Here is a 25,190-nt window from a genome sequence, read left to right as displayed (position 1 = left end):
AAAGATGAAGGAGGTTGATTCGGTGAGCAGTCAGGATCGGCTCCGCATCTGGATTGAGCAGGGGAATGTCTCCATTTCCCAGCTCTTTTTTAGCTCTTATAAGCAGCTTGGCATCCGTGACCTCGATGCCCTGCTTGTCCTGCAACTGATGTCGTTTGCTGAAAACGGACAGGGTCTTCCCGGACCGTCAGATCTTTCATCAAGAATGTCCCTGTCCGATGAGGAGATCGGCCACGGCCTCCAGCGCCTGATGCAGTCAGGTTTCCTGACAATCGAGCGGACGATGGACGAAAAGGGCGTGCTGAATGAAAACTATAGCCTTCAGCCGCTTTGGACACGTCTGGTCGATGCGCAGGTGCTCGGTTGCTCCGGCAAGGAGGAAGAAAACCGTCAGGCGGAAGAAGGGGAGATTTTCGCCCTGTTCGAGCAGGAGTTCGGACGGCTTCTTTCCCCGATGGAATGCGAGACGATCTCGATGTGGTTCGACCAGGACGGCCATTCCTCTGATCTGATCAAAGCGGCGCTTCGCGAAGCGGTGATTGCACGGAAGGTGAGCCTCCGCTATATCGACCGGATCCTGTTCGAGTGGAAAAAGAAAAATATCCGGACCGTCGATCAGGCGGAAGGGGAGGCCCGGAATTTCCGCGGCCATTCCCAGCCGCAGAGGCACGCATCAGGCAACGAATCCAATCGGAAAGTCCCGTTCTACAACTGGCTGGAAGAGCGGGACTGACCGGCAGACCAATACCCGACGGCCGGCTTCCGCAGAAATAATCGGGAGCCGGCCGTTTCAGAAAGGACCAGGACATGCTGACGAAAGCCCAATGGAATGTATGCCGAGAAGAAATTGCCGACATGTACCCGGACGCACACTGTGAGCTCGTCCACGACAATCCGTTTGAGCTGCTGGTTGCGACGCTGCTGTCGGCCCAGTGTACTGACGCACTGGTCAACCGGGTGACAAAAGATCTCTTCCAAAAATATAAGCGCCCGGAAGATTACCTGGGCGTACCGCTTGAGGAACTCCAAAACGATATCCGTTCGATCGGCCTGTTCAGAAACAAAGCAAAGAACATCCGGGCGCTGAGCGAAATCCTGCTCGAGAAGCATGGCGGAATCGTCCCGGATGACCGGGATACGCTAACGACATTGCCCGGCGTCGGCCGAAAGACTGCAAACGTCGTCGTTTCCGTTGCTTATGGCGTTCCTGCATTTGCCGTTGACACGCATGTGGAACGGGTATCCAAGCGTCTGGGCCTCAACCGCTGGAAAGACAGCCCGCTTGAGGTGGAACAGAAACTGATGCGCTGGACACCGGAGGACGAGTGGTCACAGACCCACCACCAGCTGATCTTCTTCGGACGCTACTTCTGCAAAGCGAAGGCACCCGAATGCGGCATCTGCCCGATCCTCAACATGTGCCGGGAAGGGCGCAAGCGCATGAAACTGAACAACAAAGATGAAGAAGAGGAATAAGCACCAAAAACCGGAATTGCCGCTAAAAAGGCAATTCCGGTTTTTTAGATTACATGAGAGCTGTGAGAGTTTGTGTATGAAATAAAGAAGGTGCGTACGAAAAGTGGGGTGCATCCCGGGTTTGCGTACGAATCCAAGAAGTCGTACGAAAAATGGGGCGCCTCAGGTTCACGTACGAACCCAAGAAGTTTGATTACGAAAAGCAAGCGCGTCCAGGACAATGCACAAAAAAAACGGCCATGCGATTTCTCGCATGGCCGTCTGTTCATCAAGGATTCTGGTCTTCTTCTCCGGTTCCGTCACCGTCTTGATCGCCGGATCCGTTGCCGGGATTAGTCTGGCCGTCCTGGCCGCCAGGGGTCTGTTGCTGGCCCCCGCCCTGGTTGCCCTGACCGCCCTGACCGTCGTCCGGATTGTCTTGGTTGCCGGATCCGCCGCCCTGGCCTTGGCCTGGGTTCTGGTTGCCAGGGTTTCCTGCATTGCCGCCGTCACCCTGTTCATTTTCATCCGGTTCTTGCTCGTTTTCGTCCGGTTGCTGCTCATTTTCGTCCGGTTCCTGTTCGTTTTCTTCAGGTTCTTCCGGCTGCTCTTCCTCAGGAGCGCCTCCGATTTGGACGGAGACCGAGGCAGGAGCACTGGAAGCGTCGCCGGATCTCGCCACAACAGAGAACGTATACGTCCTGCCCGGTTCGACGCCGGTTGCCGCGGCAGTCATTTCGGTCGTGGTCGTCAGGTTCTGTGCACCGCCGCCGTCGATACTGTATGTGACGGCGAACTCGACGTCTTCTCCGCCTTCATGGTTCCAGCTGAGACGGACGAGATTTTGCGATTCGTCATAGTCTGCGCTCAAGCCGGTCGGTGCCGGAAGCGTTTCTGTTTCCTCTTCCTCGGGTTCGTATGTCTGGGACACGCGTTCAGGCACAGTTCCCCGGACAAACAGTTCGGTACTCTTCCGGTCGGAAGGGGTCCAGTCACTGGCGAGCCGGAGCGGATCCGTACCGACCTCTATTGTCGCTTCCACGACGGAATTCGGCTTCTTGAACGTCGTGTGTTCGCCGCGCTGCGCCAGACTGCCGAGGATTTCTGAGAAGGCTCTTTGAGGGAACCTTCGCTCATCCCAAGTTTTAAGGGGCGTGTAGTAATCCTCGTGTCCGGTCCAGACCGCAATGGAGTATTCAGGCGTATATCCGACAAACCAGCTGTCCGGAACTGCCATGCTTTCACCGCTGAATCGTTCCTCAAATGTTTTTGTGTCATAGTTGGTCGTTCCGGTCTTGCCGGCAACGTCCAGGCCATGGGAACTCACATTTTGATAGGCTGTTCCCTGAGGGTTCTTCACCACATCTCTGAGAACATCCGTAATCATGTATGCGGTGGAATCCTTCATGGCACTTACCGGTTTCGGACGGAGGTCCCGTTCCGTTTTTCCGTCCCTGAGGACAACCTTATTGATGGTGTATGGCTCCGTATACATCCCGCCATTGCCGAATGCGGCATAGGCGCTGGCCATCTGCATCGGGGAAGCACCGATCCCGCCGCCCAAAGCAGAGGATGAATTAGGATTTTCCACATTGATCCCGACTTTGTTTGCAAACTCGGCTGCTTTTCCTGCACCCACTTCCTCGAACGTCGAAACAGCCGGTACGTTCTGGGACATATAAAGTGCTTTTCTCATCGTCATTTTACCGCGGTATTGACCGTCGGCGTTTCTGATGATCTGGTCGCTTCCCTTATAGGTCCTGCGCTCATCGTTGACTGTATGGCCGGTTGACCAGTCGAGGTATTCGACGGCAGGGCCATAGTCCATGATCGGCTTGATGGTCGATCCGACGGAACGGTTGGTGACCAACGCCAGGTTTTTGTCACCGGTTTTGTAATCGGGGCGCCCGGCAACGGCCTTAACTGCGCCGGATTTTGTATCAATGACAGCAGCGCTGGAGGATGCTTCACCCGGGATTTTGTCATGGGTGATGGTGGATTCGACTGTTTCCTGTGCAGCCGGATCCAATGTGGTATAAATCTTCAGCCCGTCTGCGATGGAAAGGTCATGCTCTTCGAGTTCTTCCCTGACCATATCGACAAATGCCGCATATTTGTTGCTGCCATGTTGTTTCTGATCCTCGGGAGGAATAAGACCTTCGGTAACCGGCACTTCTTTTGCCGCATCGGCCTGTTCCTGGTTGATCTTGCCGTGCTGAACCATCAGTCCGAGGACGATGTTACGGCGCTTTTCGGCTCGCTCAGGGTGGCGGTACGGGTTATAGCGGTTCGGGCTTTGCGGCATCCCTGCAAGGAGGGCTGCCTCGTGCAGCTCGAGTTCTTCCGGCTCCTTGCCGTAGAATTGATCGGCTGCGGTACCGAATCCATAGATGTTATCGGTCATGAGGACTTTATTGAAGTACATCTCGAAGATTTCTTCTTTTTCGTATTTCCGTTCAAGCTGAAACGCTAGCCATGCTTCCTGGGCTTTCCGCTTCAGCGTTTTCTCGTTCTGGAGGAACGAGTTTTTCACGACCTGCTGGGAGATTGTGCTGGCGCCCTGTGCGCCAAAGCCTTGGCGGAAGTTGGCAAGCACCGCGCCCCCGAGCCGCCACAGGTCCATCCCGTGGTGCTTGTAGAAGCGTACGTCCTCGGTTGCGAGGATGGCGTCTTCCATGATCTGCGGAATCTGTTCATATTCTACATATTCCCGGTTTTCGGGACCCAGTGTGAGCAGCGGTTCCTCCGAGCCGGCCACGTACAGTTCTGAGGAAAGCGGGTCCTTCAGCGATTCCTCGTCCAGTTCCGGCGCAGTCGCCGCATAAAAGGTGAACAGTCCGACGCCGAAAACAAAGCCGACAATCGCGAGGATGACGGCGACTTTCAGAATCTTTTTCCAGAGCGGCTGTTTCTTTTTGCCTCCCGGCTTTTTGGAGTTATTCCGGTCCGACTTGCGGGCCTGTTCCTGCTGTTTACGCCTTTCGGAGCGCGATTGAATCTGGTCACTCATAGGTTTTCCTCTCTTTCTACTATTGCATCAAGAAATGCCTAATTTCGCGATGGCGCCCAGATAGTCGAGCCTTGGCCGGAATCCGGCGTTGAACTCGACGGCCTCTTCCTCCAGTTCGGCGACCGGAATCGATTTCCGGCCTCCGTCCATCATCCGCTTCCATGCACGGTCGACCAGATCGAATGGCACGATAAAATAACGTTCAGTTTTAGTGAACTTGACGATCAGGAACGCAATGCCTCCCTGATCCGTCACGCTGCGCATATGCTCGATCTGGTGCTCGTGAATGTTTTTCAGCGGAAAGGAGGAGCTGACCCCGGTCTCCTTCGCGTCAAAATCAATATGATGGCCGTGGTAGATCCCGTTGTAGTCGGTTGTCGATGGCGTCTTGAAGTAGGCTTCGCGGATAACCGCGGCACTTCTGGACGGATAGTCGACCTTCACGATCTGCACGGGTACGGGTTTCTTGTGGATGACCGCGATGCCGTTTGCGAGATAATAGGCATTGGACTCGTCCAATTCGTCCTCCAATGTCTTACCCCTATTGCTGAACGAGTAGTCCTTTTTCGCAGACTTGACCGCGGGCTTTTCGGCCGGAGTATACTTTCTTCCGCCGGGATAGCGAATTGCCATCTTGTTCACCTCGCATTCAACCTATCATACCACACCCATAGGACGTCTTATGGCATCACGGGGTTTCGGATTTGCAAGTGGATGTTTTTTACAGATGGCATCCAAGGAATGTCTGTTCCCCTTCAGGTGGTCACTTATCATCATATTTGGTAGGATGAAGAAAACCAACTAAAAAGGAAGACTCTATATATGAAACTTTATGAAATGACATTAGAGTTGCTGGACGAATGCGGAAAATGCCGTCCCCGCCATACCCGCATGAGAGAAGAGGAGCGGGAGCCTGACTTTTTCGGGGAAGTTAAGCCATATGCGGACCGTGTCCATCAGTTGATTTCTGAATGGAAGAGATTGTCTTCTGACTGGGTTCGGAAGGAGCGGCCCAAGCATGTGCGCGAGCCCCAGATCGAGAACGCAGCTGACATGATGACGCAGTTTGTGGTCCAGTCGTTTTATCCGAAAACCGGCAAGAAGCGGTTTTATGATTCGGTCCAGTCGGCAGAGTATCTTCTGAAGACAATGCTGGCCGCAATGGAGGAGGATGCGGATGGTGCTGAATAAACAGAAGACCATCGGTGAACTGGTCAGTGAATGGCTGTCCGACCCGGAAATGCGCGAGTCGATCCGGCACCATCGCGTCATTGACGGGAAGGAGGCGCGCTACGCAACATTTCCGGAGCGGCTCCACCCGTCAATCCGGAAAGCGCTCGAGTCACGCGGGATCAGCCGGCTCTATACCCATCAGCGGGAAGCGTTCGATCTGGCCTTTTCGGGCAGGTCGTTCACTGCTGTGACTCCGACCGCCTCGGGGAAGTCTCTCTGCTATCATCTGCCAGTTCTGCAGTCTGTGCTGGAAGACCGGTCGTCACGTGCGCTTTATCTGTTCCCGACCAAAGCCCTCGCACAGGACCAGATGGCGGATCTTCACCGGCTGATCGAAGAGAGCGGCGAAGAAATCCTGAGCCATACGTATGACGGGGATACGAGCCCGGGAATCCGGCAGAAAGTCAGGAAATCCGGCCATATCATCATGACGAACCCGGATATGCTACACTCCGGCATTTTGCCGCACCATACAAAGTGGGTCTCGCTATTTGAAAATCTGAAGTATATCGTTATTGACGAACTTCATACGTATAAAGGGGTATTCGGCAGCCATGTCGCCCATGTGCTACGCAGGCTGATCAGGATTGCACGTTATTACGGCAGCGACCCGGTCATCATCTGCACATCCGCCACGATCGCCAATCCGAAAGAACTCGCAGAGTCGCTCGCAAACCGGGAGATGGCGCTGATTGCGGACAATGGTGCGCCGGCAGGCAAAAAGCATTTCATCTTTTATAACCCCCCTGTGGTGCACCCGACATTCGGTATACGGAGATCCGCGGTGCTTGAGGTTCGCGACCTTGCCCGACGTCTTTACCGGGAGAACATCCAGACCATTGTATTCGCCAAGAGCCGGGTGCGTGTCGAGATGCTCGTCACGTACATGAAGGAGATGACAAAAAAGAAGCTGTCCGACACGACAATCCGGGGTTACCGGGGCGGATACCTGCCGTCGGAGCGGCGAGAGATCGAGAAAGGCCTCCGGAACGGGGACATCAAGACCGTCGTCTCGACGAATGCGCTTGAGCTCGGCGTGGATATCGGGCAGCTGCAGGCGTGCATCATGACCGGCTATCCCGGGAACATCGCAAGTGCCTGGCAGCAGGCTGGCCGTGCCGGGCGGCGTCAGGATGAGGCGCTGATCGTTTACGTCGCCCAGTCGCTCCCTCTCGACCAATACGTGATTGACCATCCGGAGTACCTGTTCGGTCAGTCGCCGGAAGAGGCGCGCATCCACCCCGACAACATTCTGATCCTCATGGACCACCTGAAGTGTGCGTCGTTCGAGCTGCCGTTCACGCTTGACGAGCAGTACGGCGAGTTCGATGTGCAGGAACTGCTCGCCTTCCTGGCGGATGAAGGCATCCTTGTTCAGGCCGGCGACAAGTGGCACTGGATGAGCGAGCGCTTCCCGGCGAGCGAGATCAGCCTGCGGTCCGCTTCCCAGGAGAACGTCATCATCATCGACAAGTCAGTCCCGCGCGACACGACCGTCATTGGAGAGATGGACCGCTACAGCGCGATGACGCTCCTCCATGAGGAAGCGATCTACATCCATCAGGGGACCCAGTATCAGGTCGAGGAACTCGATTGGGAGGAAAAGAAGGCGTATGTCCGTGAAGTCGATGTGGACTACTTCACGGATGCAAACCTGGCCGTCGAGCTTAAAGTGATCGCGGAAGATGAATTCGAGGAGCAGGGAGACCATGCCGAGTCATTCGGAGACATTGCCGTACTTGCCATGCCGACCATCTTCAAGAAGATCCGTTTCGATACCCATGACAATATCGGTTCCGGCCCGATCACGCTTCCCGCAGAGGAAATGCACACATCTTCGGCCTGGCTGTCGTTTGAGCGGCCTGCGGACTGGTCGGAATCCGACCTGACCGACACGATGACCGGAGCGGCGTATGCGATGCATTCGTTTATCCCGCTGTTTGTCAGCTGTGACCGCTCCGATATCCATGTCGTCCCGCAGGTAAAGGCGGTCCACACCAAGCGGCCGACGTTCTTTATCTATGACAGCTACCCGGGAGGCATCGGGCTCAGCAAGCGGGTTCACGGCATGTGGCCGGACCTGCTCGATCAGACAGCCGGCCATGTGGAATCGTGCCCGTGCGAGTCCGGCTGCCCGGTGTGCATCGGAGCACAGGAATCAGGAGGCAACATCAAGCGCCGTGTCGCCGAGCTTCTCAGAAAGCTTGCGGGGTGAGCCGCCATGTCCTATGAAAATCGTCTGATGCAGATGAAGAAGATGCTGAAGAAGGCCCCTGCCGAAAAAAAGAAAGAAACAGCCTACAAGAAGCCGCCCGCTCCTGAATATACAGAGCGCTGGGAAGCGGCCGGGCTTACGCGCATTGACAATCAGTTCGGCACGGTATTCCTGAAGCGGACGGACTACCCGCCGGACACTGTGCACGGCGGCCTTGCGCTCGGCATGCTTGGGGAAGCAGCGTCGGTATGGTCCGGCTCGGACGGAATCCATCCGTTTGCCGAAGGGGACGAGAAGAAACTGCTGTTTTTCGATACGGAGACGACCGGCCTGAAGGGCACCGGTTCCCTCATTTTCATGGCGGGCCTGCTGTCGACGGACGGGGAGGACTTTACCCTGGACCAATATGTGATGGCCGACCCCGCACACGAGATGGCGTTTCTCTTTGAAACGGGACTCTGGAAGCCGGGCCGGACACTCGTCACCTACAACGGCAAGAGCTTTGACTGGCCGCAACTCCAAACACGGTGGACAATGAACCGCGAACACCTGCCGAAACTTCCCGATCCCGTCCATATTGATCTGCTCCAGGGCACCCGCCGAATCTGGAAGGGCGGCCTGGACAGTTTCTCTCTGAAGTCAGTCGAGGAGGAAGTGCTCGGCTTCCACAGGGAAGACGATATCCCGGGGTTCCTTGCGCCGATCATCTATACTGACTCGGTACGGAGCGGGAACCCGGACCTGCTCCTCCGCGTCCTTCGTCATAATGAGTGGGATTTGCTGTCGCTTGTCACGCTGTTTACAAGGCTGACGGGCCTGCTCATGAAAGAGAACGAAGAAGATACCCCGCTTCCGCACACGAACATCGGCAAATGGTTCGGTGATCTGAAAGCATACGAGAAAAGCCGCGAGGTGCTCGAAGAAGTGACCAGCGTCTTTTTCGACGAAACCGATGAAGCGTATTACTATCTCGGGTTCCTCCTAAAAAAAGAGCGCCGCTACGAAGATGCGGAGTCCGCTTTTCTTCAGGCATACAAAGGCGGCCTGGATGAGCAGAAGACCCTCCAGGCACTCGAGGAGCTGGCAAAGCTCCAAGAACACCGCCTAGGAAAATTGCCCGAAGCGGAGATGAACTGCCTCCGGGCCGCAGGGCTCCTGAAAAACATGAAAACGATGAAACCCACCCGCAAAGAGCGGTGGCAGGAGCGCTTTGCAGCCCGCCTCGCCCGGGTCCGCAGAAAACAGGGGAAATAACGGGGAAATAAATTTCCGAAGTACCCGGACTATTTCCCGGGCAAGCGCAGGTTACGACAGACAGGCTTATTCTTTCCGACAAGGTTAAACAACCGCGGGCAAAATATGCTATAATTTAAGGAAGCTAGCAAAGACGGAAGGACGAGAGTCATGGAGACTAAACTGACTGCCAAGGAAATCCTCGAACATGAGTTCAAAACTGGAGTCCGGGGATACAAACCGGACGAAGTCGATCACTTTCTCGATGAAATCATCCAAGACTATGAAGCATTCAACAAGAAGATTGCCGCACTGACCGAAGATAACAGGCGGCTGGCCGAGGAAATCGAAGAACTGAAAAGCCGTTCATCCGCACCGGCTCCTCAGCAGACGGGTACGACGAACTTCGACATCCTGAAGCGTTTGTCGAACCTCGAACGCCATGTATTCGGAAATAAACTGAACGACTGATTTTTTAAGCGCGCTCCGGAATGGGGGAAGATGGTAGTCTTCCCCGGGTTGATTCCGGGGCGCGTATATGTTATGATGATCGTTGCCAAAGTCGCCATTCAGGTGATCGCTGCAACTTCGGGTTGTAGAGGAAAGTCCATGCTCGCACGGTTCTGAGATGACCGTAGTGTTCGTGCCCGGCGAAGTCATAAGCCGGGGCAGATCCATCCGGGTCTGACGGCGGGGATAATGCCTAAGTCCTTCGGGATATGGCAGAGATCTCCTGAAAAGTGCCACAGTGACGTAGCCGCATCGGAAACGGTGCGGGTGGAACGGGTAAACCCCTCGAGCGAGAAACCCAAATTTTGGTAGGGGCGTCCTTCCGAAGGAAATGAACGGAGGAAGGGACAGGCAGCTGACTGTAGATAGATGATTACCGCCGGAGTACGAGGCGCAAGCCGTCTGAGTACGAAGGAACAAAACATGGCTTATCGAATGGCGACGGTATATTTGCATTTAACGAAACGCTCTCCCATGACAGGAGAGCGTTTCTTTTGTACGATACATACAGCAGACTCGCCGGGTACCGTCCCGGCGGTGAGGAGTGGTACGATGACGACATTCAAATTGGTGGCAACCGCCGCGATGGGTCTTGAAAAGCCTGTTGCCGATGAAGTGCGTGCACTCGGCTACGAGCCGACCGTCGAAAACGGGAAGATCTACTTTGAAGGGGACGAGACCGCCATTGCGCGTGCAAACCTGTGGCTCCGCGTCGCAGACCGGGTCAAGATTGTCGCAGGCGAGTTCAAGGCGATCACATTCGACGACCTGTTCGAAGGCGTCAAGTCGATCCCGTGGGAAGACTACCTTCCTGCAGACGCGGAGTTCCCGGTTAGCGGAAAATCCGTCAAATCCCAGCTCGGCAGCGTCCGCGACTGCCAGGCCATCACCAAGAAAGCCATTGTCGAACGGCTGAACGGGGCATATGGCCGGCGGGGCATTTTGCCGGAAACCGGCGCGCTGTTCAAAATCGAAGTGTCCGTGCTGAAAGACGTAGCGACGCTCACGATCGACACGAGCGGAGCGGGACTCCACAAACGGGGCTACCGTGTGGGACAAGGTGATGCGCCGCTGAAGGAAACACTCGCCGCGGCACTTGTCCAGCTGACCCGCTGGAGCCCGGACCGCCCGTTCCACGATCCGTTCTGCGGATCCGGCACACTTGCGATTGAAGCGGCCATGATCGGCCAGAACCTTGCTCCCGGCTATAACCGTGAGTTCGTTAGCGAACAATGGCCATGGATGAACACTTCCGTTTGGGAAGACGTCCGCGCCCATGCGGACACGGTAGCCGACTACGACATCGAACTGGACATCTCCGGCACCGACATCGATCACCGGATGATTAAAATCGCTGAAGCCAACTCCGCGGAAGCCGGCTTTGCGGACATGATTCGCTTCAAGCAGATGCAGGCCGCCGACTTCACCACCGACAAAGAAAACGGAGTCATGGCCTCCAACCCGCCATACGGCGAGCGGATCGGCGAAGTCGAGGAAGTCGAACAAGTCATCCGCGGACTCGGCAAGGTGATGAAACAGTATCCGACCTGGTCCGTCTACATGCTTTCGTCGATGGAAAACTTCGAAGAACTCTTCGGACGCCAGGCGACGAAGAAACGCAAGCTCTTCAACGGATTCATCCGCACTGACTATTACCAATTCTGGGGACAAAAGAAAAGAGACTGATCGGAGTGGGGAAACCGGGCTGATGCCCGGTTTTTTTGTTTTGGTGCCGGGGCGAAAATGAGTGGTGCGGTCGCGAATTCAGAGGTTGTCGTCGTGAAAACAGGAGTTGCCGTCGCGAAAACAAGAGTTGCCGTCACGAACTACGGTGCGGACGCGAAATCACAAGTTGTCGACGCGAAAACAGGAAATACGGTCGCGAATCATGGTGCCGGCGCAAAAACGCAAGTTGCGGACGCGAAATCACAAGTTGTCGTCGCGAAAACAGGAGTTGCCGTCGCAAACCACGGTGCCGACGCAAAAACGCGAGTTGCGGACGCAAAATCAGAGGTTGCTGTCGCGAAAACAGGAGTTGCCGTCGCGAATCACGGTGCCGACGCGAAAACGCGAGTTGCGGACGCGAAATCACAAATTGTCGTCGCGAAAACAGGAGTTGCCGTCGCAAACCACGGTGCCGACGCAAAAACGCGAGTTGTGGTCGCGAAATCACAAGTTGCAGACGCGGACAGGCATTTCCAATTGATCACAACATTAACTTTCCATTCGAATTTAATCGGACAGCAGAATAATCAAGAGTGTAATACGTTCTATGAGAAGACAAGTGCCGAATAAAGGGGCCGGAACGGAGAAGTGATTTTGCTTTCGTGCCCTTTACACCTAGATAAGCCTCACATTGTCGGCTGGTGAGTGTGTCGCCCCAAATCAGGAAGTAGTCAATCAGATTTTCAGTGTACGGCATCCATTGGGAAGCGCCACATTTCCGGCAATCTGTTTTTCTGGTTGAACCGATGCGCAAGTGTCCGTCGCAGAGGCTGCAGAGCGAGCCATGGTACAACCCAGTCAATTCCCGTGATGACGCCAGCGGAAATGGATTAAAAGGAGAGTGCAGACGGCGAAGATACGCAGCAATCGCAATGGCATCCTCGTTGTTAACGAGCTTGGATTCATTGTTCGCCCGGTGAATCAGACCTGGCAGTTCACTAGGGAAATAAGCTTGGTGGCCTTTTGGGAATTTGGGTTCAGAGTTTTTTGCGGCAAGGATCAGTGCCCCTTCCACCGGTAATGAAATACGGTGAGAATCGAGACGCCGGGATAATACAGCAGTCGCGTTAGTGAGTTGAGTATATGGGCATCCAAAATACTGAATCACGCCGTCCGCAGCCGTCCTTTTTAACCGTGCAGGAGCACTTTCCAGCTCCAGCGTTCCGTGGATGTTTTTCACTTCCAAAAGCAATACTCTAGAGTTGGTCACGATAATTGTGTCCAGCTGTACAGCACCCACAGTCGGCTGGTGTAATGTCAAATTGGTGATGATCCGCTCCGGATGAATACCCGACCGTGCCACAAACTGATCAACCCTGCGTTCTCCCAGCCATCCGAACGTCATTGCACGTTCTTGCTCTCCTATCTCAAGGTAATCTGCCGAACGCTCGTCCATCCTTCTTAACATCCTCCTGATTCCGTAAAGTTCCAACGGAAATCTCCTCATCGCAGCACCTCCAGTCAATCCATTACACCCGAAAGATTCTGTGCCGCGCAAATCCCCATTTTTCAAATTCGCCATCCAAATGCTTATCAAAATCAGATTTTGCAACTAGCCCACTAGAAGCAAATCTCGCCGCACCACACTTTCCTCAAAAATAAAATCAAATTTCATCAAATCCCCTTGAACTTTTCTCCGTTCCGGCTGTCTAATAAGTACAGAGACACCGGAAGCGGGGGAAGGGCATGGAAGAACGAGAGCTGGCCGAGCGTGCAATAAGGGGAGATGCCGAGGCGTTCGTCAGGCTGATGGAGCTGCATAAGGCGCCGCTTTACCGCACGGCGTATGCCTTCCTAAAGAGTGAGCATGCCGCGGTTGAGGCAGTGCAGGAAGTGACGGCAAGGGCGTTCAAAAACATCCGCAGGCTAAAGGAACCGGCTTATGCAAGAACATGGCTGACGCGGATCATGATCAATTACTGTCAGGATGAGTTGAAAAAGGCGAGGCGAGAGCCGGTGACCGACCGGATGCCGGAAAGCATCTCGAAAGCGGGCGATGATTTACTCGTGCTTGAGGAAGCACTTCTTGCGCTGCCGGGCCCGTCACGCCGCCTGATCCATCTGAAATATTTCGAAGATATGAAAATCAAAGAAATTGCGGAGATCGAACAGGTTCCGGAGGGTACCGTTAAGTCACGGCTTCATAAGTCCTTGCGGGCTCTGCGGGATTTTATGAACGGGAAAGGAGGGCGTGCAAATGACTGAGCGTGAAGAGCAACGGCTGGAGAGCATGAAGGAACGGCTAGATAACATTCCAATTCCCGAAGAAGCACTGTCGACGGCAATCCGGGCCGGTGTGCGGCAAGCGGAGCAGGAACGCAACCGGAAGAGACCGGCCCGCCGATTGATCTGGCCGGCAGCGGCGGTTGCAGTCCTGTTGCTGGCGTTCGTCATGACCATACGGGTTTCGCCTGCATTTGCACATGCGGTCTCCAGTCTCCCGGGGATGTCACTGATCGTGGATTTGATTCAAGACGACAAAGGCCTGAAGGCCATTATGGACAACGAGTATTATGAAGAAGTCCATTCGACCGACTCGGACGGAACGGTCACGGTCACACTGAATGGCGTCATCGTCGATCAGTCTGGGATGGTCATTTCTTACACAGTGGATTCCACGACTGGGATGAGAGATCCGGACATTGAGAAGATTGATCTTTTTTCGGGAAGCGAGCTGCTCGAACCTCAAGGCATCAGTTTTAATTACCCGTCCGAAGACGGAAGCATGAGCAATGAGCAGTTGATTCATTACAACTTTGCTGAACCATTGCAGACGGATATTCGTGATTTCGAATTGAAGCTCACCATCCGTGATGCAGAGGAGCATCTATTCAGTCTCCCATTCACCGTTCAAAATCCGATTGCCGAAGGAAAGGTATATGAGCTGAACCGGACCGTGTCCGTTGACGGTCAAAAACTCACCATCGAATCCATCACAGTCCATCCGCTGAAAGTTGCCATCAGAATCAAGGAAGATCCGGACAATCAGATGGACATCCTGCAATACGAGGATCTCCGGATCGAAGACGGCAACGGGGAAGTGTGGAGCCGGATTATCAACGGGATGACTGCGACTCAGGATGAGGACGGAACGGATGTCTATTTCCTTCAGAGCAACTATTTCGAACAGCCGGACCTGATGAGTTTACGGATGAACCGCATGCAGGCCATCGACAAAACAGAACGGCTCGTCGTGGATACACTCACCGGTGAAGTTCTGGAGACACCGTCTGATGGAAAACTTGAAGTGACAGAGCTGTCTGCGACTGTAATTGAAACAAAGCTGAAAACAGGGCCTGATTTCGGCTATGGGTATCTCGGCAATGCGACTGATGCGAACGGAAAAAGAATCGACCTTTCTTCGGGCGGTTACTGGCAAATTGATCATTACAGTTATAATGACCTGAGATTCACAAACGGAGATTACGTGAATCCGATCACCGTCGAGTTCTTCGCCTATCCGAATTACATCGAAGGTGATGTGACCATCCGTCTTGAATGAAACGGACAACTGGTGGGAAGCATAGACTTAAATGCTTCCCACTTTTTTCATGGCGTGCTATACTAATAAAATCGTGCATTTTTCCGCCAGATTGGAAAAATGCTTTCATTACGTTTACAGGGGGCTTTCGATTGAAACAGGCGATTCCGTTTGCATTGGACCGGGAGCGGTCGTTTTTTGAGTCACTCGACGACTGGATCGGCGATGTGCTGTACGATGAGCTGACCGAGAAGGGGTTTGACCTCCGCGATGAGCAGGTGTTCATGGCGTTTCAGATCGGCCAGGCACTCAAAGACAAATCGGTTTTGTTCGCGGAAGCGGGGGTCGGCACCGGCAAGACGATCGCTTACCTTCTGCCGGCGGTCGCATATGCACGGTATACCGGGAAGCCCGCGATCATCGCATGTGCCGACGAGACACTCATCGACCAGCTGGTCAAGGAAACCGGGGATATCGGCAAGCTCGAGCGGGCGCTCGGCCTGACTGTTGACGTCCGGCTTGCCAAGTCGCGCGAACAGTATCTGTGCCTGAAGCGGCTTGATGAATCAAAAGGCGTGACTGATGTCGCTGACGTGATCGACGCCGGCCTGCCGGACTTTGTACGCGGCCACGGTTCAATGATGCGACTGGACCCTTACGGTGCCCGATCCGATTATCCGGATCTGTCCGACGAGGATTGGAATTCGGTCAACTACCATCCGATTTATCAGTGCGGATCATGTGAACTGCGGAACCGCTGCGGCCAGACGCTGCACCGGAACCACTACAGGTCGTCGACCGATCTGATCATCTGCTCGCAGGACTTTTATATGGAACATCTCTGGACAAAAGAATCGCGCAGCCGGCAGGGACAGCTTCCGCTCCTGCCGGAATCCTCGGTCGTGGTATTCGACGAAGGCCACCTGCTGGAGTATGCTGCGCAGAAGGCATTTACGTACCGCGTACAGGAGCGCACGATCGACACGGTGCTGTCCCGCATCATGGTCGACGGAGTCCGCGAAAAGACGCTTGTACTCATGGAGGCGCTGATCGACCATCACGCGGAACTGTTCCGCCTGCTTCATGAGTCCGCCGAAGGGGAGGGCGATCGCCGTGCCATCGTCCGCTCAAAGGCAATCGGTGACCATTCATCCGCTGTTGTGAAGCTCGCCGTCGATATTCTTGAAGAACTTGTTTTCGATGCTGACCTTTATGTGATTCCGGAATACGACTTGAAGATTGCTGAGGAATACCTTGAGCAATATATCCACTCAATGAAACTCTTTGCCGAAAACGGTGAAGCGGTGGACTGGCTGGAAGATGAGAACGGCGATGAGACGCTTGTCATCATGCCGCGTCTTGTGACCGATATGCTGGAGGAACTGCTTTTCTCGAAGAAGATGCCGGTCATCTTCTCATCCGCCACAATGTCTGTGGACGGAGACTTCTCGTTCCTCGCCGGTTCCCTCGGAATTCGTGATTTCAAGTCCTTCTCCGTCGAGTCGCCGTTTGACTACGAAGAAGTGATGAAGATCAGGGTGAAGCGTGCTGCAGACAAAGCGGCCGAAGTACTCCGGCTCACTGAAGACGGACAGCAGTCGCTCATCCTCTTCCGGTCGAAGGCTTCCATGGATGCTTTCCGGAAAGCAGCGGGCCAAGATCCGCGCTTCCTGTTTGAAGGAGATCGTGCGCTGTCCGCGATGGTCAGGGACTTCCAGCAGGGCAAGGCACAGATGCTCTGTTCCTGGCATCTTTGGGAAGGGCTCGATATTCCGGGTGAGGCGCTCACACGTGTCATCATCCATGACCTTCCATACCCGCCTGACGACCCGCTCTTCGAAGCAAAGCGACGCTTCGCGGAAGATGCGCACCGTGACATCGACATGCCATATATGCTTCTGCGTCTTCGCCAGGGCATCGGCCGACTGATCCGGACATCCGAGGACCAAGGTGACATCCAATTGCTGCTTGATGAACATGAACTGAAGGCTGAAGAGGAGATCCTGAAAGTGCTTCCCGTCCAGCCAGACAGCCTGCCTTCCGCATGATGCGGAAGGCTTTTTTGTGTTGTTGGAGTGGATGGAGTGCGTTGTGTGGTCAGTTCGCACCTGCAATGCTGCATTTCGCGTCGGCACCGTGATTTGCGCCCACAACTCCCTGTTTCGCGCCGGCAACTCCAGAATTGGCGGCCGCAGCACACGTTTTCGCGCCGGCACCATGATTCGCGCCCACAACTCCCTGTTTTGCGCCGGTACCTCCGGAATTCGCGTCCGCAGCATCCGTTTTCGCGCCGGCACCGTGATTCGCGCCCACAACTTCCTGTTTTGCGCCGGCAAACCGTAAATTCGCGCCCGCAACTCCGTATTCCGCGCCCCCTCTATCCCAATTCAAACCGCCCTGCCACGCTCCTGCGAAAAAATGATATGATAGCACAAGAAAACAGACATAGAGGAGATTTGTAGCCAATGGCGCAATTTGAACAGCATCATGAACAACTGATCCGGCAGGCTGCACAGCTGGCGGTTCTGTTCCGCAAGAACGGGGACCGGGAGCGCGCCGAAAAGGCGGAGCGTTTTGCAAGGAAACTGATGAGAAATGATTATATTGTCGGGTTCGCGGGCCATTTCTCCGCGGGGAAATCGAGCATGATCAACGCACTGACCGGTGTTGACATCCTCGCGACCGGGCCGATTCCGACAAGTGCCAATATCGTAAACGTACATAAAGCAGACAATGATTTTGCCATCATCCACCGGACGGACGGTGCGCCGATCCGGTTCTCGGACGATGTGGACGTCCAATATGTGAAGGAGTTCTCGAAAGACGGCCAGGCCGTCTCCGAGATTGAGGTCGGTCACAAAGATTCCGCACTTCCGGAAGGCGTGACGGTCATGGACACCCCGGGCGTCGATTCGACCGACGATGCCCACCGTCTGTCGACGGAGTCGTCCCTGCACGTGGCGGACCTCGTGTTCTACGTCATGGACTATAACCATGTCCAGTCGGGGCTCAACTTCACGTTCACGAAGAACCTCATGACCTATAACGAAAATGTTTACCTGATCGTCAACCAGATCGACAAGCACCGGGAGGCTGAGCTGAGCTTCGAAGACTTCAGAAATTCCGTTCGGGAATCGTTCGCTTCCTGGGGTGTCCACCCGAAAGGCATTTTCTTCACCTCCCTCCGCGAGCCGGACCTTCCGAATAATGACTTTGAAAAGGTGAAATCTTTGGTCGCGACGTCCATCCATAACCGTGAGGAGTCGCTGCAGGCAGCGGCTGAAGGAACTCTCCGGAAGCTCGCAGATGAACATGTCCGGTTCCTCGAGGATGAGCGGGAAGAGCGGAAGTCCACCTATGCGGAAGTCCTGTCCGATGAAGAATGGGCGCGCCGTGAGGAGATCAAGGAAGAAGCGGCCGATGCTTCGAGACGGATCGAACTGCTGTCGCCCGAGCGCTGGCAGGATGACTTCGAGTCAAAGCGGAAGGACCTCCTTGAAAATGCGGGTCTCATGCCGTTTGAAGTCCGCGATCTCATGAAGGACTACCTGGAAGCGCAGTCCAAATCGTTCAAGGTCGGCTTCCTGTTCAGCGGGAAAAAGACGGAGGAGGAACGGCAGCGGCGGGCGGAAGCCGTTCTTGCGACGTACCGGAAAACAGTGGATACGCAGGTGTCCGTGCACCTCCGCGGCCTGATGAAGACTGCACTAAGGGAAGCGGGTCTCCTGACGGACGAAGAAGCGCTCCGGATCGACGGCATGGATTTCGATCTGCCGCTTTCGGTCATTGAAAGCCAGGTGCCACAAGGTGCGCTCGTCACGGGAGATACGGTACTTAACTTTACGGAGGCGGTGCGCCAGTCCACCATCCGCTGGTTTATCCGTGAAACGGACAATTGGAAAAGTGAACAGTCGGCCCGGATCGCCGATGCAGCCAACGAACGGACCGATTCCGAGCTTCAACAGTCGTCCGTGCTCAGCAGGAAAGCGGATGCGATCCGTGCGATCGAAGAGGCCGACAACGAAATTGCAGACTTCCGCAAATCGCTTGAGGCACCGGCCTCTGTACTGATCAAGGAAGCCGGCGAGCTCGCCGCAAACTGGGAGGCCAATGAGCGGACGATGATGGAGTCTGTAATTGAATTCGATCCCTCAATGGCGCCTGATAAGGAAGAGGAACAGGCAGGGACAGAAGAAGAAGCGGTGCGTGAAGAGGTTGGTCATGTGAACACCGAAGAGGCCATCCGACAGGCCTCCATGATCGCTGAAAAGGTCCGTCCGATTCCGGGCTTCCAGGAAACTGCGGATTACCTGATTCGAAAAGCGGACCGGCTCGGCAAGCAGGACTTCACGATTGCCTTGTTCGGTGCATTCAGTGCCGGGAAGTCATCATTCTCGAACGCCCTGATCGGTGAATCCGTGCTTCCGGTATCCCCGAATCCGACTACTGCAGCGATCAACCGGATCCGGCCTGCGGATGCCAGACATGAAAGTGGTACCGCCGACATTCATCTGAAGTCCGCGGAAGCCATGACCGAAGACGTCACCCGGGCGTTTGCCCAGCTTGGCATGACCGTCCGCTCGCTTGACGAAGCGTTCCGTCAGGCCGACGAAGCAATCGGCAAGGAAGACATTGAAGATGGAAAGCAGTTGCATCGTTCATTTCTCCGGGCATTCCGCGACGGCTATCCGGAGCGCGGCATGCTGCTCGGACAGACGGTCAACGTGGAAGAAGACGAGTTCCGCAAGTATGTTGCAGATGAAAGCCGGAGCTGCTTTGTCGAATCAATTGATTTCTATTATGACTGTGAACTGACCCGGCGCGGCATCACACTCGTTGACACGCCCGGCGCAGACTCGATCAACGCACGGCATACAGATGTCGCATTTGAATATATCCGCAATGCGGACGCGATTTTGTTCGTCACCTACTATAACCATGCATTCGCGGCAGCGGACAGGGAATTCCTCATCCAGCTGGGCCGGGTAAAGGATGCATTTGAGATGGACAAGATGTTCTTCCTCGTCAATGCGATCGACCTTGCGGCAAACGAAGAGGAAGCTGACATGGTGAAGCAGTATGTCGGCGGTGAACTGCAGCGATTCGGTATCCGCAACCCGCGGCTTTACGGTATTTCGAGCCTCCTTGCATTGAAAGAAAAGCAGGATCAGGCAGACTTGGGCTCCGGCATGCCAGAATTTGAGGAAGCGTTCCACCATTTCCTCGGCGATGAACTGAGCGGGCTGGCGGTCCAGGCGCTTAATGAGGAAAGCCGCAAAACCGCAGAGCGGCTGGGCGAACTGATTGAGCGGACCGAGCGGAACCGGTCCAGAAAAGCGGAACGGATGGAAGAACTTCGCCGTTTCGAGCAGGAGCTGCGGAAGCGTTATGCGCAGTCAGCTGCACAGGTCATCCTGAACGACTCCAAGGCCGAACTGGATGAGCTATTGTACTACGTGCTCCAGCGTGTATTCTTCCGGTTCAATGAATTCTTCGGAGAAGCCTATAATCCGGCGACCTTCTCGGCGAAGCCGTCCAGGGAAGCCCTTGCCATCGCACTGCATGAAGCGCTTGATGCGGTAGGGTTCGATATTGTCCAAGAGATGAAGGTCACAGACTTCCGGCTCATGAACTTTACGATCAGAAGACTCGGCATGCGTTTCACCGAGGAACAGAGGAAACTCCGCGACATGGATGCCATGTTCTCACTGACGCCATATGAGCCCGAGGACAAGGCAAGCCTCGCATTCCCGGCGGTTTATCCGGACCCCGAAAAGCATGCATCGGTCAACCGTCTGTACAAAAACGATAAAGACTTCTTTGAGGGGGGCGGACGCGACAAGCTCAGGGATGCACTTGAAGCGGCTGCAAGGAAGGATGCAGAGGTCTATGTGGAGAATGAAAAGAAGCGGATGATTGAAGACTTTACGCAATGGACCGAACTGGAGGCGGAAGGTCTTCGCCAGCATCTGTTGCATGGCGCGCTTGCCCGCATCGCTTCCGAGAGGGAAGTGCTTGAAAAGACAGTGAATCTGCAGGAATGGAAAGAGGTTTATGAAGCCATCTGTGAATTGGAGGGATCCAGGTGACGGACGTATTCAAATCGGCAGACGATTTGTCGGAAGGCTACTACAAGCTGATTGATGCCAGGTTTTCGCTCGGTGACCCTGAAGCGGGCAGGAAAGCGTTTGAAGAAGGTCATATTGCAGGTGCGGTTTACTGGGACCTTGAGAAAGACATGTCGGATATGGATTCTGACCGCGGACGTCACCCGATGCCTTCACGCGCGCAGCTCACGGAACTGTTCCGGCGGAGCGGCCTTTCCCTCGATGACAGAATCCTGATTTATGATGGGGGAGGCGAGCCGTTTGCCGCACGTGCCTATTTTCTTCTCCGGTACGGCGGATTCAGGCATACTTTCATTCTGAAAGAAGGGTTTGACGGCTTGCGGACAGCCGGCTACCCGGTCGATGCGGAACCGTGCCGGCCACAAGTATCGGATGTTGAACCCGACTGGCAGGCACATCTGCTGGCGTCGCGGGAAGACGTGAAGGGTGTTTCGGAAGGCCGTGAAGAGGGTGTCCTGATCGATGCCCGTGCCGCCGAGCGTTTTCTTGGAAAACATGAACCGCTGGACCCGGTCGCCGGACATATCCCAGGTGCCCGTAATTTTGATTGGACGCGCCTGAAAAAGGAAGGCTATTTCGACACTGGAGAAGCAGTGGAGCAGTTACTCAGGAAAACCGCAGACAAGGATGAAAAGGTAACGGTTTACTGCGGAAGCGGTGTGACAGCGGCTCCGCTCTTTGCCATGCTGGACCACATCGGTCAGGAGGACCTCCGACTCTATGTCGGAAGCTACAGCGACTGGGTGAGCGATCCGGACAATCCGGTAGAGAAAGAAAGCGACTGATCAGGCACTCTGCCAGACAGTACCAGATTTAAAAAGGCAGTGACAGGGTATCTACCGTGATAAAGAAAGAATCATTGTCACGGAGGGATTGCCTTGGATTATTTGCTGATCGCCGGGAAACTGGTCATCGGAATTGTGTTCCTGCTCGTTATCGTCCGCCTTCTTGGGCGAAAGGAACTAGCAGAGATGACACCGTTTGATATCGTTTATCTCCTCATCTTCGGTGGGATTCTGGAAGAATCCATCTATGACGATAAAGTTTCTATTTGGATGCTTATCTTCGCTTTAATTTTATTTGGACTGATCGTTTTTGCCATTGAGAAGATCGCTGAGAAGTCCGACAGGGCACGGGTTGTCCTCATGGGTACGCCGGACTATATCATCAAAGACGGAAAGCTGAACGCCAAGAGGATGAAACGCAATATGATGGAGATGGAGCAGCTGCGCATTATGCTGCGGCAAAACGGTATTTTTTCATTGAAAGAGGTTAAAGATCTGGTGATCGAGCCGGGTGGTTCCGTCTCCATCAATACGTATTCCAAGTACAAACCAGTTACTGCGGAGGACCTCAATATTGAAAAGCCGGAAGAAGACCCGACCGTCCTGCTGATCGATAATGGATTCGTTAAAGAAGACATGCTGGAGCTGGTCGGCAAAAGTAAACAATGGCTTTATGACCAACTTGCAGAACAGGGCTATCACGATGCAAAACAGATTTTATATTGTGAATGGTCCGAGACCGAAGGATTTTATATCCGGACCTATGCCGATACCACTGCTGCTGGGGGGAGAGAATGAGATACGCGCTATTGGGAGACATCCATTCATCTGTGGAAGATCTTAAAGATGTGTTGAATGATATCCAAAAACATGCACCGGATGCCGAGCTGATCGGCACCGGTGATCTGTTTGAATGCATCATCAGCAAGAAACGGGCGCCTTTCGAGCGATTCACGAAGCTGGACGACGTCATGCTGTATTCGGATGAGCTGCTTGACATGTTGTCCTTTCCAACCGTACGGGGCAATCAGGAGGAGCGGATCGCCCAGATTACCGATTCCGACGAGCCGCTCCTGCAGAGGATCCGCATGATGGAAGAGAGGATCGCTATCGGTAAATCGGCTCAGGTGATTCATGGTCACCAGTGGGAGTGGGGCGGAGATCCATGGATGCCGGTGTTGCCGGAAACCGGTCCCGATTTGATTTTCTATGGTCACAGTCATGATTCGGGTCTATCCATCGAAAATCAGGTAGAAGAAATCGGCTTCGGGGTTCCCTATAGTGTCACGAAAGGACGGACTTTCGTAAATGTCGGTGCCGTCGTCGGTGACCGCGCCTGGGTGCTCTATGATCCTGCAGGGACCGTTACATTTATGAAAGTCATGGATTGACAGAAAAAACGGAAGCGATCATTTCGCTTCCGTTTTTTATTCTTGGCCGGACGCATCCGACCGGGAATGTCAGGCCATACTAATCCCGCTTGTCACTCCGAAGGGCAGCTCGTGCAAGCACATCCGCGGCCCGGTTCTGGCTGTCCGGAATCCACTTAATAAAGAAAAAATCGAATCCATCTGCAATACGCAGGGCTTTATCAAGCATATCCATATGTAAAGGGTTTTTCGCATAACGTTTTTCGACAGCACTGACGACCGCTTTGGAGTCCGAACGGATCGATACCATACCGGTTGTCAGTTTTGAAGCCTCTTCAACCCCTCTGACAAGCGCGCGGAATTCAGCTGTATGATTGTCGAGTTCACCCACCGGCTCTGACACTCTGACCTCATGACCTTCACCGCGGATGAACACGCCGATGCCTGCCGGGCCCGGGTTGCCCGCAGCCGCACCGTCAATATAGACTTCAAGCATTCAATCACCTTCTCTTTCTAGGTCGGACCGCCCGCTTGAAAAGGGAGCGGGAAGCCGGTACAATGTGGGAATCAGTAAACTGGAGTGAGCGCTGTTGAATAAAATGGACCTGATCCAGGACATCGATGAACTGCTGGACCGTTACTGCGAGGGCTGCTTTTTAAAAAAACAGCTCAGGACGGAAAAGGGAAAGGCGACCGCACACCGATTCTGCATCAAGCAATGCACGGTTGGTGAGCAGCTCCGGTTCCTCGGTTCAGAACTGAATAAGCTCAGCCAATGAAAATCCCGCTCTGCGTCTATGCAAAGCGGGATTTGTTCTTATCATTGTCCGTCTAATCTTACGACATTTGCCGCCTGGGGACCACGGTTGCCTTCCACCACTTCAAACGAAACGGTTTCTCCTTCGTCGAGTGTCCTGAACCCCTCTCCGGTAATCCCGGTATGGTGAACGAAGACATCCTCGCCATTATCAAGTTCGATAAAGCCGTAGCCTTTTTCATTGCTGAACCATTTCACCTTGCCCTGGTACATGCCAATCCCTCCAAAGCGCAAATGTCTTTGTCCAGCATGGCCGGAACTACCCCTCAATATACATGAAGCGACAATGAGCGTCAACGGACGTGAGAATATTCCGAGGAATCAGGGTAATTTTTCTAGTTTCAAAGATATCGCATTAAGGGAATGACGAAGATATAAATATCAAATAGAAAGTTGAGTTGACTGATATGAAACCGATTATCGGTATTACCGCACAGCAGCAGGAGAATCTGTATGACTATAAACTGCAGCCTGTATATCCTGAGGTAGTTATTCAGGAAGGCGGCATCCCGATCATGCTTCCAATCGTCCCTTCAGATAATCTGGACGACGTGCTGGATATGGTAGATGGCGTGATCATGACAGGCGGGTGGGATATCGACCCCAATCTTTACGGGGAGGAGACGATGCCGGAAACAGGCCAGCTGAATTTCGAGATGGACGAATTTGATTCGTGTGTCATCAAAAATGTTCTGGCCAGGGATATGCCGTTTTTCGGCACTTGCCGCGGCGCCCAGATGCTCAATGTCATGACAGGCGGTACGCTTTACCAATGCATTGAGAAGCAGCTCGATGAACCGCTCAAACACAAGCAGGAGCATGGCCGGGAACACCCGGTCCACCATGTGGAAATCACAGGCGGTGAAATCCTGCCGCCGTTATTCCCGGGGGGACGCACACGGGTGAACTCTTCCCACAACCAGGGCATCAAAACAGTCGGGGAAGGCGTTGAGATAGCGGCTCAATCACCCGACGGACTGGTGGAAGCAATCGAAATGACTGACAAGCGCTTTGTCCTTGCCACACAGTGGCACCCGGAAAACTTCGCGCTGAGTGGCCACGAACCTTCCAAGAAAATCATTTCAGGCTTTATCGAGGCAGCAGCAGAATATAAGAAAAGCAAATCATGATGATCAAAGCACCGGGCCTCCGGTGCTTTTTTTAATTCTTCCGCACCTCAATAGCATTACCTGTGCTATACTCTCTTTAGCACCAGATGCTAATGACT

General features: G+C 54.1%; 23 protein-coding genes and 1 other RNA gene. 19 read left to right on the top strand and 5 right to left on the bottom strand.

The window, feature by feature from the left end:
• Window positions 1–22: 22 nt before the first annotated feature.
• Entirely contained in the window at window positions 23–733 is a 711-nt protein-coding gene (locus AV656_RS03960; protein ID WP_082818601.1) for a DnaD domain-containing protein, read from the top strand.
• A 74-nt stretch (window positions 734–807) separates the two neighbouring features.
• Window positions 808–1,476: an endonuclease III gene (gene nth / locus AV656_RS03955; RefSeq protein WP_063179135.1), complete on the top strand. Its 669-nt coding sequence runs from the start codon at window positions 808–810 to the stop codon at window positions 1,474–1,476.
• 268 nt (window positions 1,477–1,744) lie between these two features.
• Here the strand turns inward: nth and AV656_RS03950 are convergent, their stop codons facing one another.
• On the bottom strand, window positions 1,745–4,465 hold the full coding sequence (locus AV656_RS03950; protein WP_063179133.1) for a PBP1A family penicillin-binding protein: 2,721 nt from the start codon (window positions 4,463–4,465) through the stop codon (window positions 1,745–1,747).
• A 27-nt stretch (window positions 4,466–4,492) separates the two neighbouring features.
• On the bottom strand, window positions 4,493–5,098 hold the full coding sequence (gene recU, locus AV656_RS03945) for a Holliday junction resolvase RecU (RefSeq protein ID WP_063179131.1): 606 nt from the start codon (window positions 5,096–5,098) through the stop codon (window positions 4,493–4,495).
• A 189-nt stretch (window positions 5,099–5,287) separates the two neighbouring features.
• Between recU and AV656_RS03940 the strand changes: the two genes are divergently transcribed.
• The 7 genes from AV656_RS03940 to AV656_RS16290 all read left to right on the top strand — a co-directional run bounded on the left by AV656_RS03940 (window position 5,288) and on the right by AV656_RS16290 (window position 11,951).
• Window positions 5,288–5,656, top strand: coding sequence for a YppE family protein (locus AV656_RS03940; protein ID WP_063179129.1), 369 nt, complete (start codon window positions 5,288–5,290; stop codon window positions 5,654–5,656).
• Window positions 5,646–7,913, top strand: coding sequence for a DEAD/DEAH box helicase (locus AV656_RS03935; protein ID WP_063181198.1), 2,268 nt, complete (start codon window positions 5,646–5,648; stop codon window positions 7,911–7,913). Before AV656_RS03940 ends, AV656_RS03935 begins: the two co-directional genes overlap by 11 nt.
• Before the next feature lie 6 nt (window positions 7,914–7,919).
• Complete coding sequence (locus tag AV656_RS03930; RefSeq protein WP_063179127.1) at window positions 7,920–9,167, top strand: ribonuclease H-like domain-containing protein; 1,248 nt, start codon at window positions 7,920–7,922, stop codon at window positions 9,165–9,167.
• Between the two features lie 150 nt (window positions 9,168–9,317).
• Window positions 9,318–9,617 (top strand): cell division regulator GpsB, encoded by a 300-nt coding sequence (gene gpsB, locus AV656_RS03925; protein ID WP_063179125.1) that lies wholly within the window; start codon window positions 9,318–9,320, stop codon window positions 9,615–9,617.
• Window positions 9,618–9,711: 94 nt separating this feature from the next.
• Window positions 9,712–10,092: RNase P RNA component class B (gene rnpB / locus AV656_RS03920), an RNA gene on the top strand.
• 116 nt (window positions 10,093–10,208) lie between these two features.
• Complete coding sequence (locus AV656_RS03915; protein ID WP_063179123.1) at window positions 10,209–11,342, top strand: THUMP domain-containing class I SAM-dependent RNA methyltransferase; 1,134 nt, start codon at window positions 10,209–10,211, stop codon at window positions 11,340–11,342.
• A gap of 57 nt (window positions 11,343–11,399) precedes the next feature.
• The gene (locus AV656_RS16290; RefSeq protein WP_156484797.1) at window positions 11,400–11,951 is read left to right on the top strand and encodes a hypothetical protein; all 552 of its coding nucleotides are present in this window, start codon (window positions 11,400–11,402) and stop codon (window positions 11,949–11,951) included.
• On the opposite strand, the gene AV656_RS16055 is transcribed toward AV656_RS16290, so the two are convergent.
• Window positions 11,863–12,777 (bottom strand): nuclease-related domain-containing protein, encoded by a 915-nt coding sequence (locus AV656_RS16055; RefSeq protein ID WP_197462201.1) that lies wholly within the window; start codon window positions 12,775–12,777, stop codon window positions 11,863–11,865. The genes AV656_RS16290 and AV656_RS16055 overlap by 89 nt on opposite strands.
• 290 nt (window positions 12,778–13,067) lie before the next feature.
• Between AV656_RS16055 and AV656_RS03905 the strand changes: the two genes are divergently transcribed.
• From AV656_RS03905 to AV656_RS03870, 8 genes are all read left to right on the top strand, one after another.
• On the top strand, window positions 13,068–13,586 hold the full coding sequence (locus AV656_RS03905) for a sigma-70 family RNA polymerase sigma factor (RefSeq protein ID WP_063179119.1): 519 nt from the start codon (window positions 13,068–13,070) through the stop codon (window positions 13,584–13,586).
• Window positions 13,579–14,883, top strand: coding sequence for a DUF4179 domain-containing protein (locus tag AV656_RS03900; protein ID WP_063179117.1), 1,305 nt, complete (start codon window positions 13,579–13,581; stop codon window positions 14,881–14,883). The genes AV656_RS03905 and AV656_RS03900 overlap by 8 nt, the downstream gene beginning before the upstream one ends.
• A 131-nt stretch (window positions 14,884–15,014) precedes the next feature.
• Window positions 15,015–16,910 (top strand): ATP-dependent DNA helicase, encoded by a 1,896-nt coding sequence (locus AV656_RS03895; RefSeq protein ID WP_063179115.1) that lies wholly within the window; start codon window positions 15,015–15,017, stop codon window positions 16,908–16,910.
• Window positions 16,911–16,929: 19 nt separating this feature from the next.
• Window positions 16,930–17,205, top strand: a complete 276-nt coding sequence (locus AV656_RS16285) for a hypothetical protein (protein WP_156484795.1) — start codon at window positions 16,930–16,932, stop codon at window positions 17,203–17,205.
• A gap of 122 nt (window positions 17,206–17,327) precedes the next feature.
• The gene (locus AV656_RS03885) at window positions 17,328–20,951 is read left to right on the top strand and encodes a dynamin family protein (RefSeq protein WP_063179111.1); all 3,624 of its coding nucleotides are present in this window, start codon (window positions 17,328–17,330) and stop codon (window positions 20,949–20,951) included.
• Window positions 20,948–21,775: a sulfurtransferase gene (locus AV656_RS03880; protein ID WP_063179109.1), complete on the top strand. Its 828-nt coding sequence runs from the start codon at window positions 20,948–20,950 to the stop codon at window positions 21,773–21,775. Before AV656_RS03885 ends, AV656_RS03880 begins: the two co-directional genes overlap by 4 nt.
• A gap of 93 nt (window positions 21,776–21,868) precedes the next feature.
• Window positions 21,869–22,573: a DUF421 domain-containing protein gene (locus tag AV656_RS03875; RefSeq protein WP_063179107.1), complete on the top strand. Its 705-nt coding sequence runs from the start codon at window positions 21,869–21,871 to the stop codon at window positions 22,571–22,573.
• Complete coding sequence (locus AV656_RS03870) at window positions 22,570–23,166, top strand: metallophosphoesterase family protein (RefSeq protein WP_063179105.1); 597 nt, start codon at window positions 22,570–22,572, stop codon at window positions 23,164–23,166. Before AV656_RS03875 ends, AV656_RS03870 begins: the two co-directional genes overlap by 4 nt.
• Before the next feature lie 79 nt (window positions 23,167–23,245).
• On the opposite strand, the gene AV656_RS03865 is transcribed toward AV656_RS03870, so the two are convergent.
• The gene (locus AV656_RS03865; RefSeq protein ID WP_063179103.1) at window positions 23,246–23,641 is read right to left on the bottom strand and encodes a reverse transcriptase-like protein; all 396 of its coding nucleotides are present in this window, start codon (window positions 23,639–23,641) and stop codon (window positions 23,246–23,248) included.
• Window positions 23,642–23,744: 103 nt separating this feature from the next.
• On the opposite strand from AV656_RS03865, the gene AV656_RS03860 reads away from it, so the two are divergent.
• Window positions 23,745–23,924, top strand: coding sequence for a zinc-finger domain-containing protein (locus AV656_RS03860; protein ID WP_419865551.1), 180 nt, complete (start codon window positions 23,745–23,747; stop codon window positions 23,922–23,924).
• 41 nt (window positions 23,925–23,965) lie between these two features.
• On the opposite strand, the gene AV656_RS03855 is transcribed toward AV656_RS03860, so the two are convergent.
• The gene (locus tag AV656_RS03855) at window positions 23,966–24,175 is read right to left on the bottom strand and encodes a cold-shock protein (RefSeq protein ID WP_063179100.1); all 210 of its coding nucleotides are present in this window, start codon (window positions 24,173–24,175) and stop codon (window positions 23,966–23,968) included.
• Window positions 24,176–24,369: 194 nt separating this feature from the next.
• Between AV656_RS03855 and AV656_RS03850 the strand changes: the two genes are divergently transcribed.
• On the top strand, window positions 24,370–25,092 hold the full coding sequence (locus AV656_RS03850; RefSeq protein ID WP_063179098.1) for a gamma-glutamyl-gamma-aminobutyrate hydrolase family protein: 723 nt from the start codon (window positions 24,370–24,372) through the stop codon (window positions 25,090–25,092).
• Window positions 25,093–25,190 lie beyond the last annotated feature (98 nt).

It is taken from the genome of Bhargavaea cecembensis (genome assembly GCF_001619585.1).
Taxonomy (GTDB): Bacteria; Bacillota; Bacilli; order Bacillales_A; family Planococcaceae; genus Bhargavaea; species Bhargavaea cecembensis_A.
This window is presented reverse-complemented; position numbering and strand designations above follow the sequence as displayed.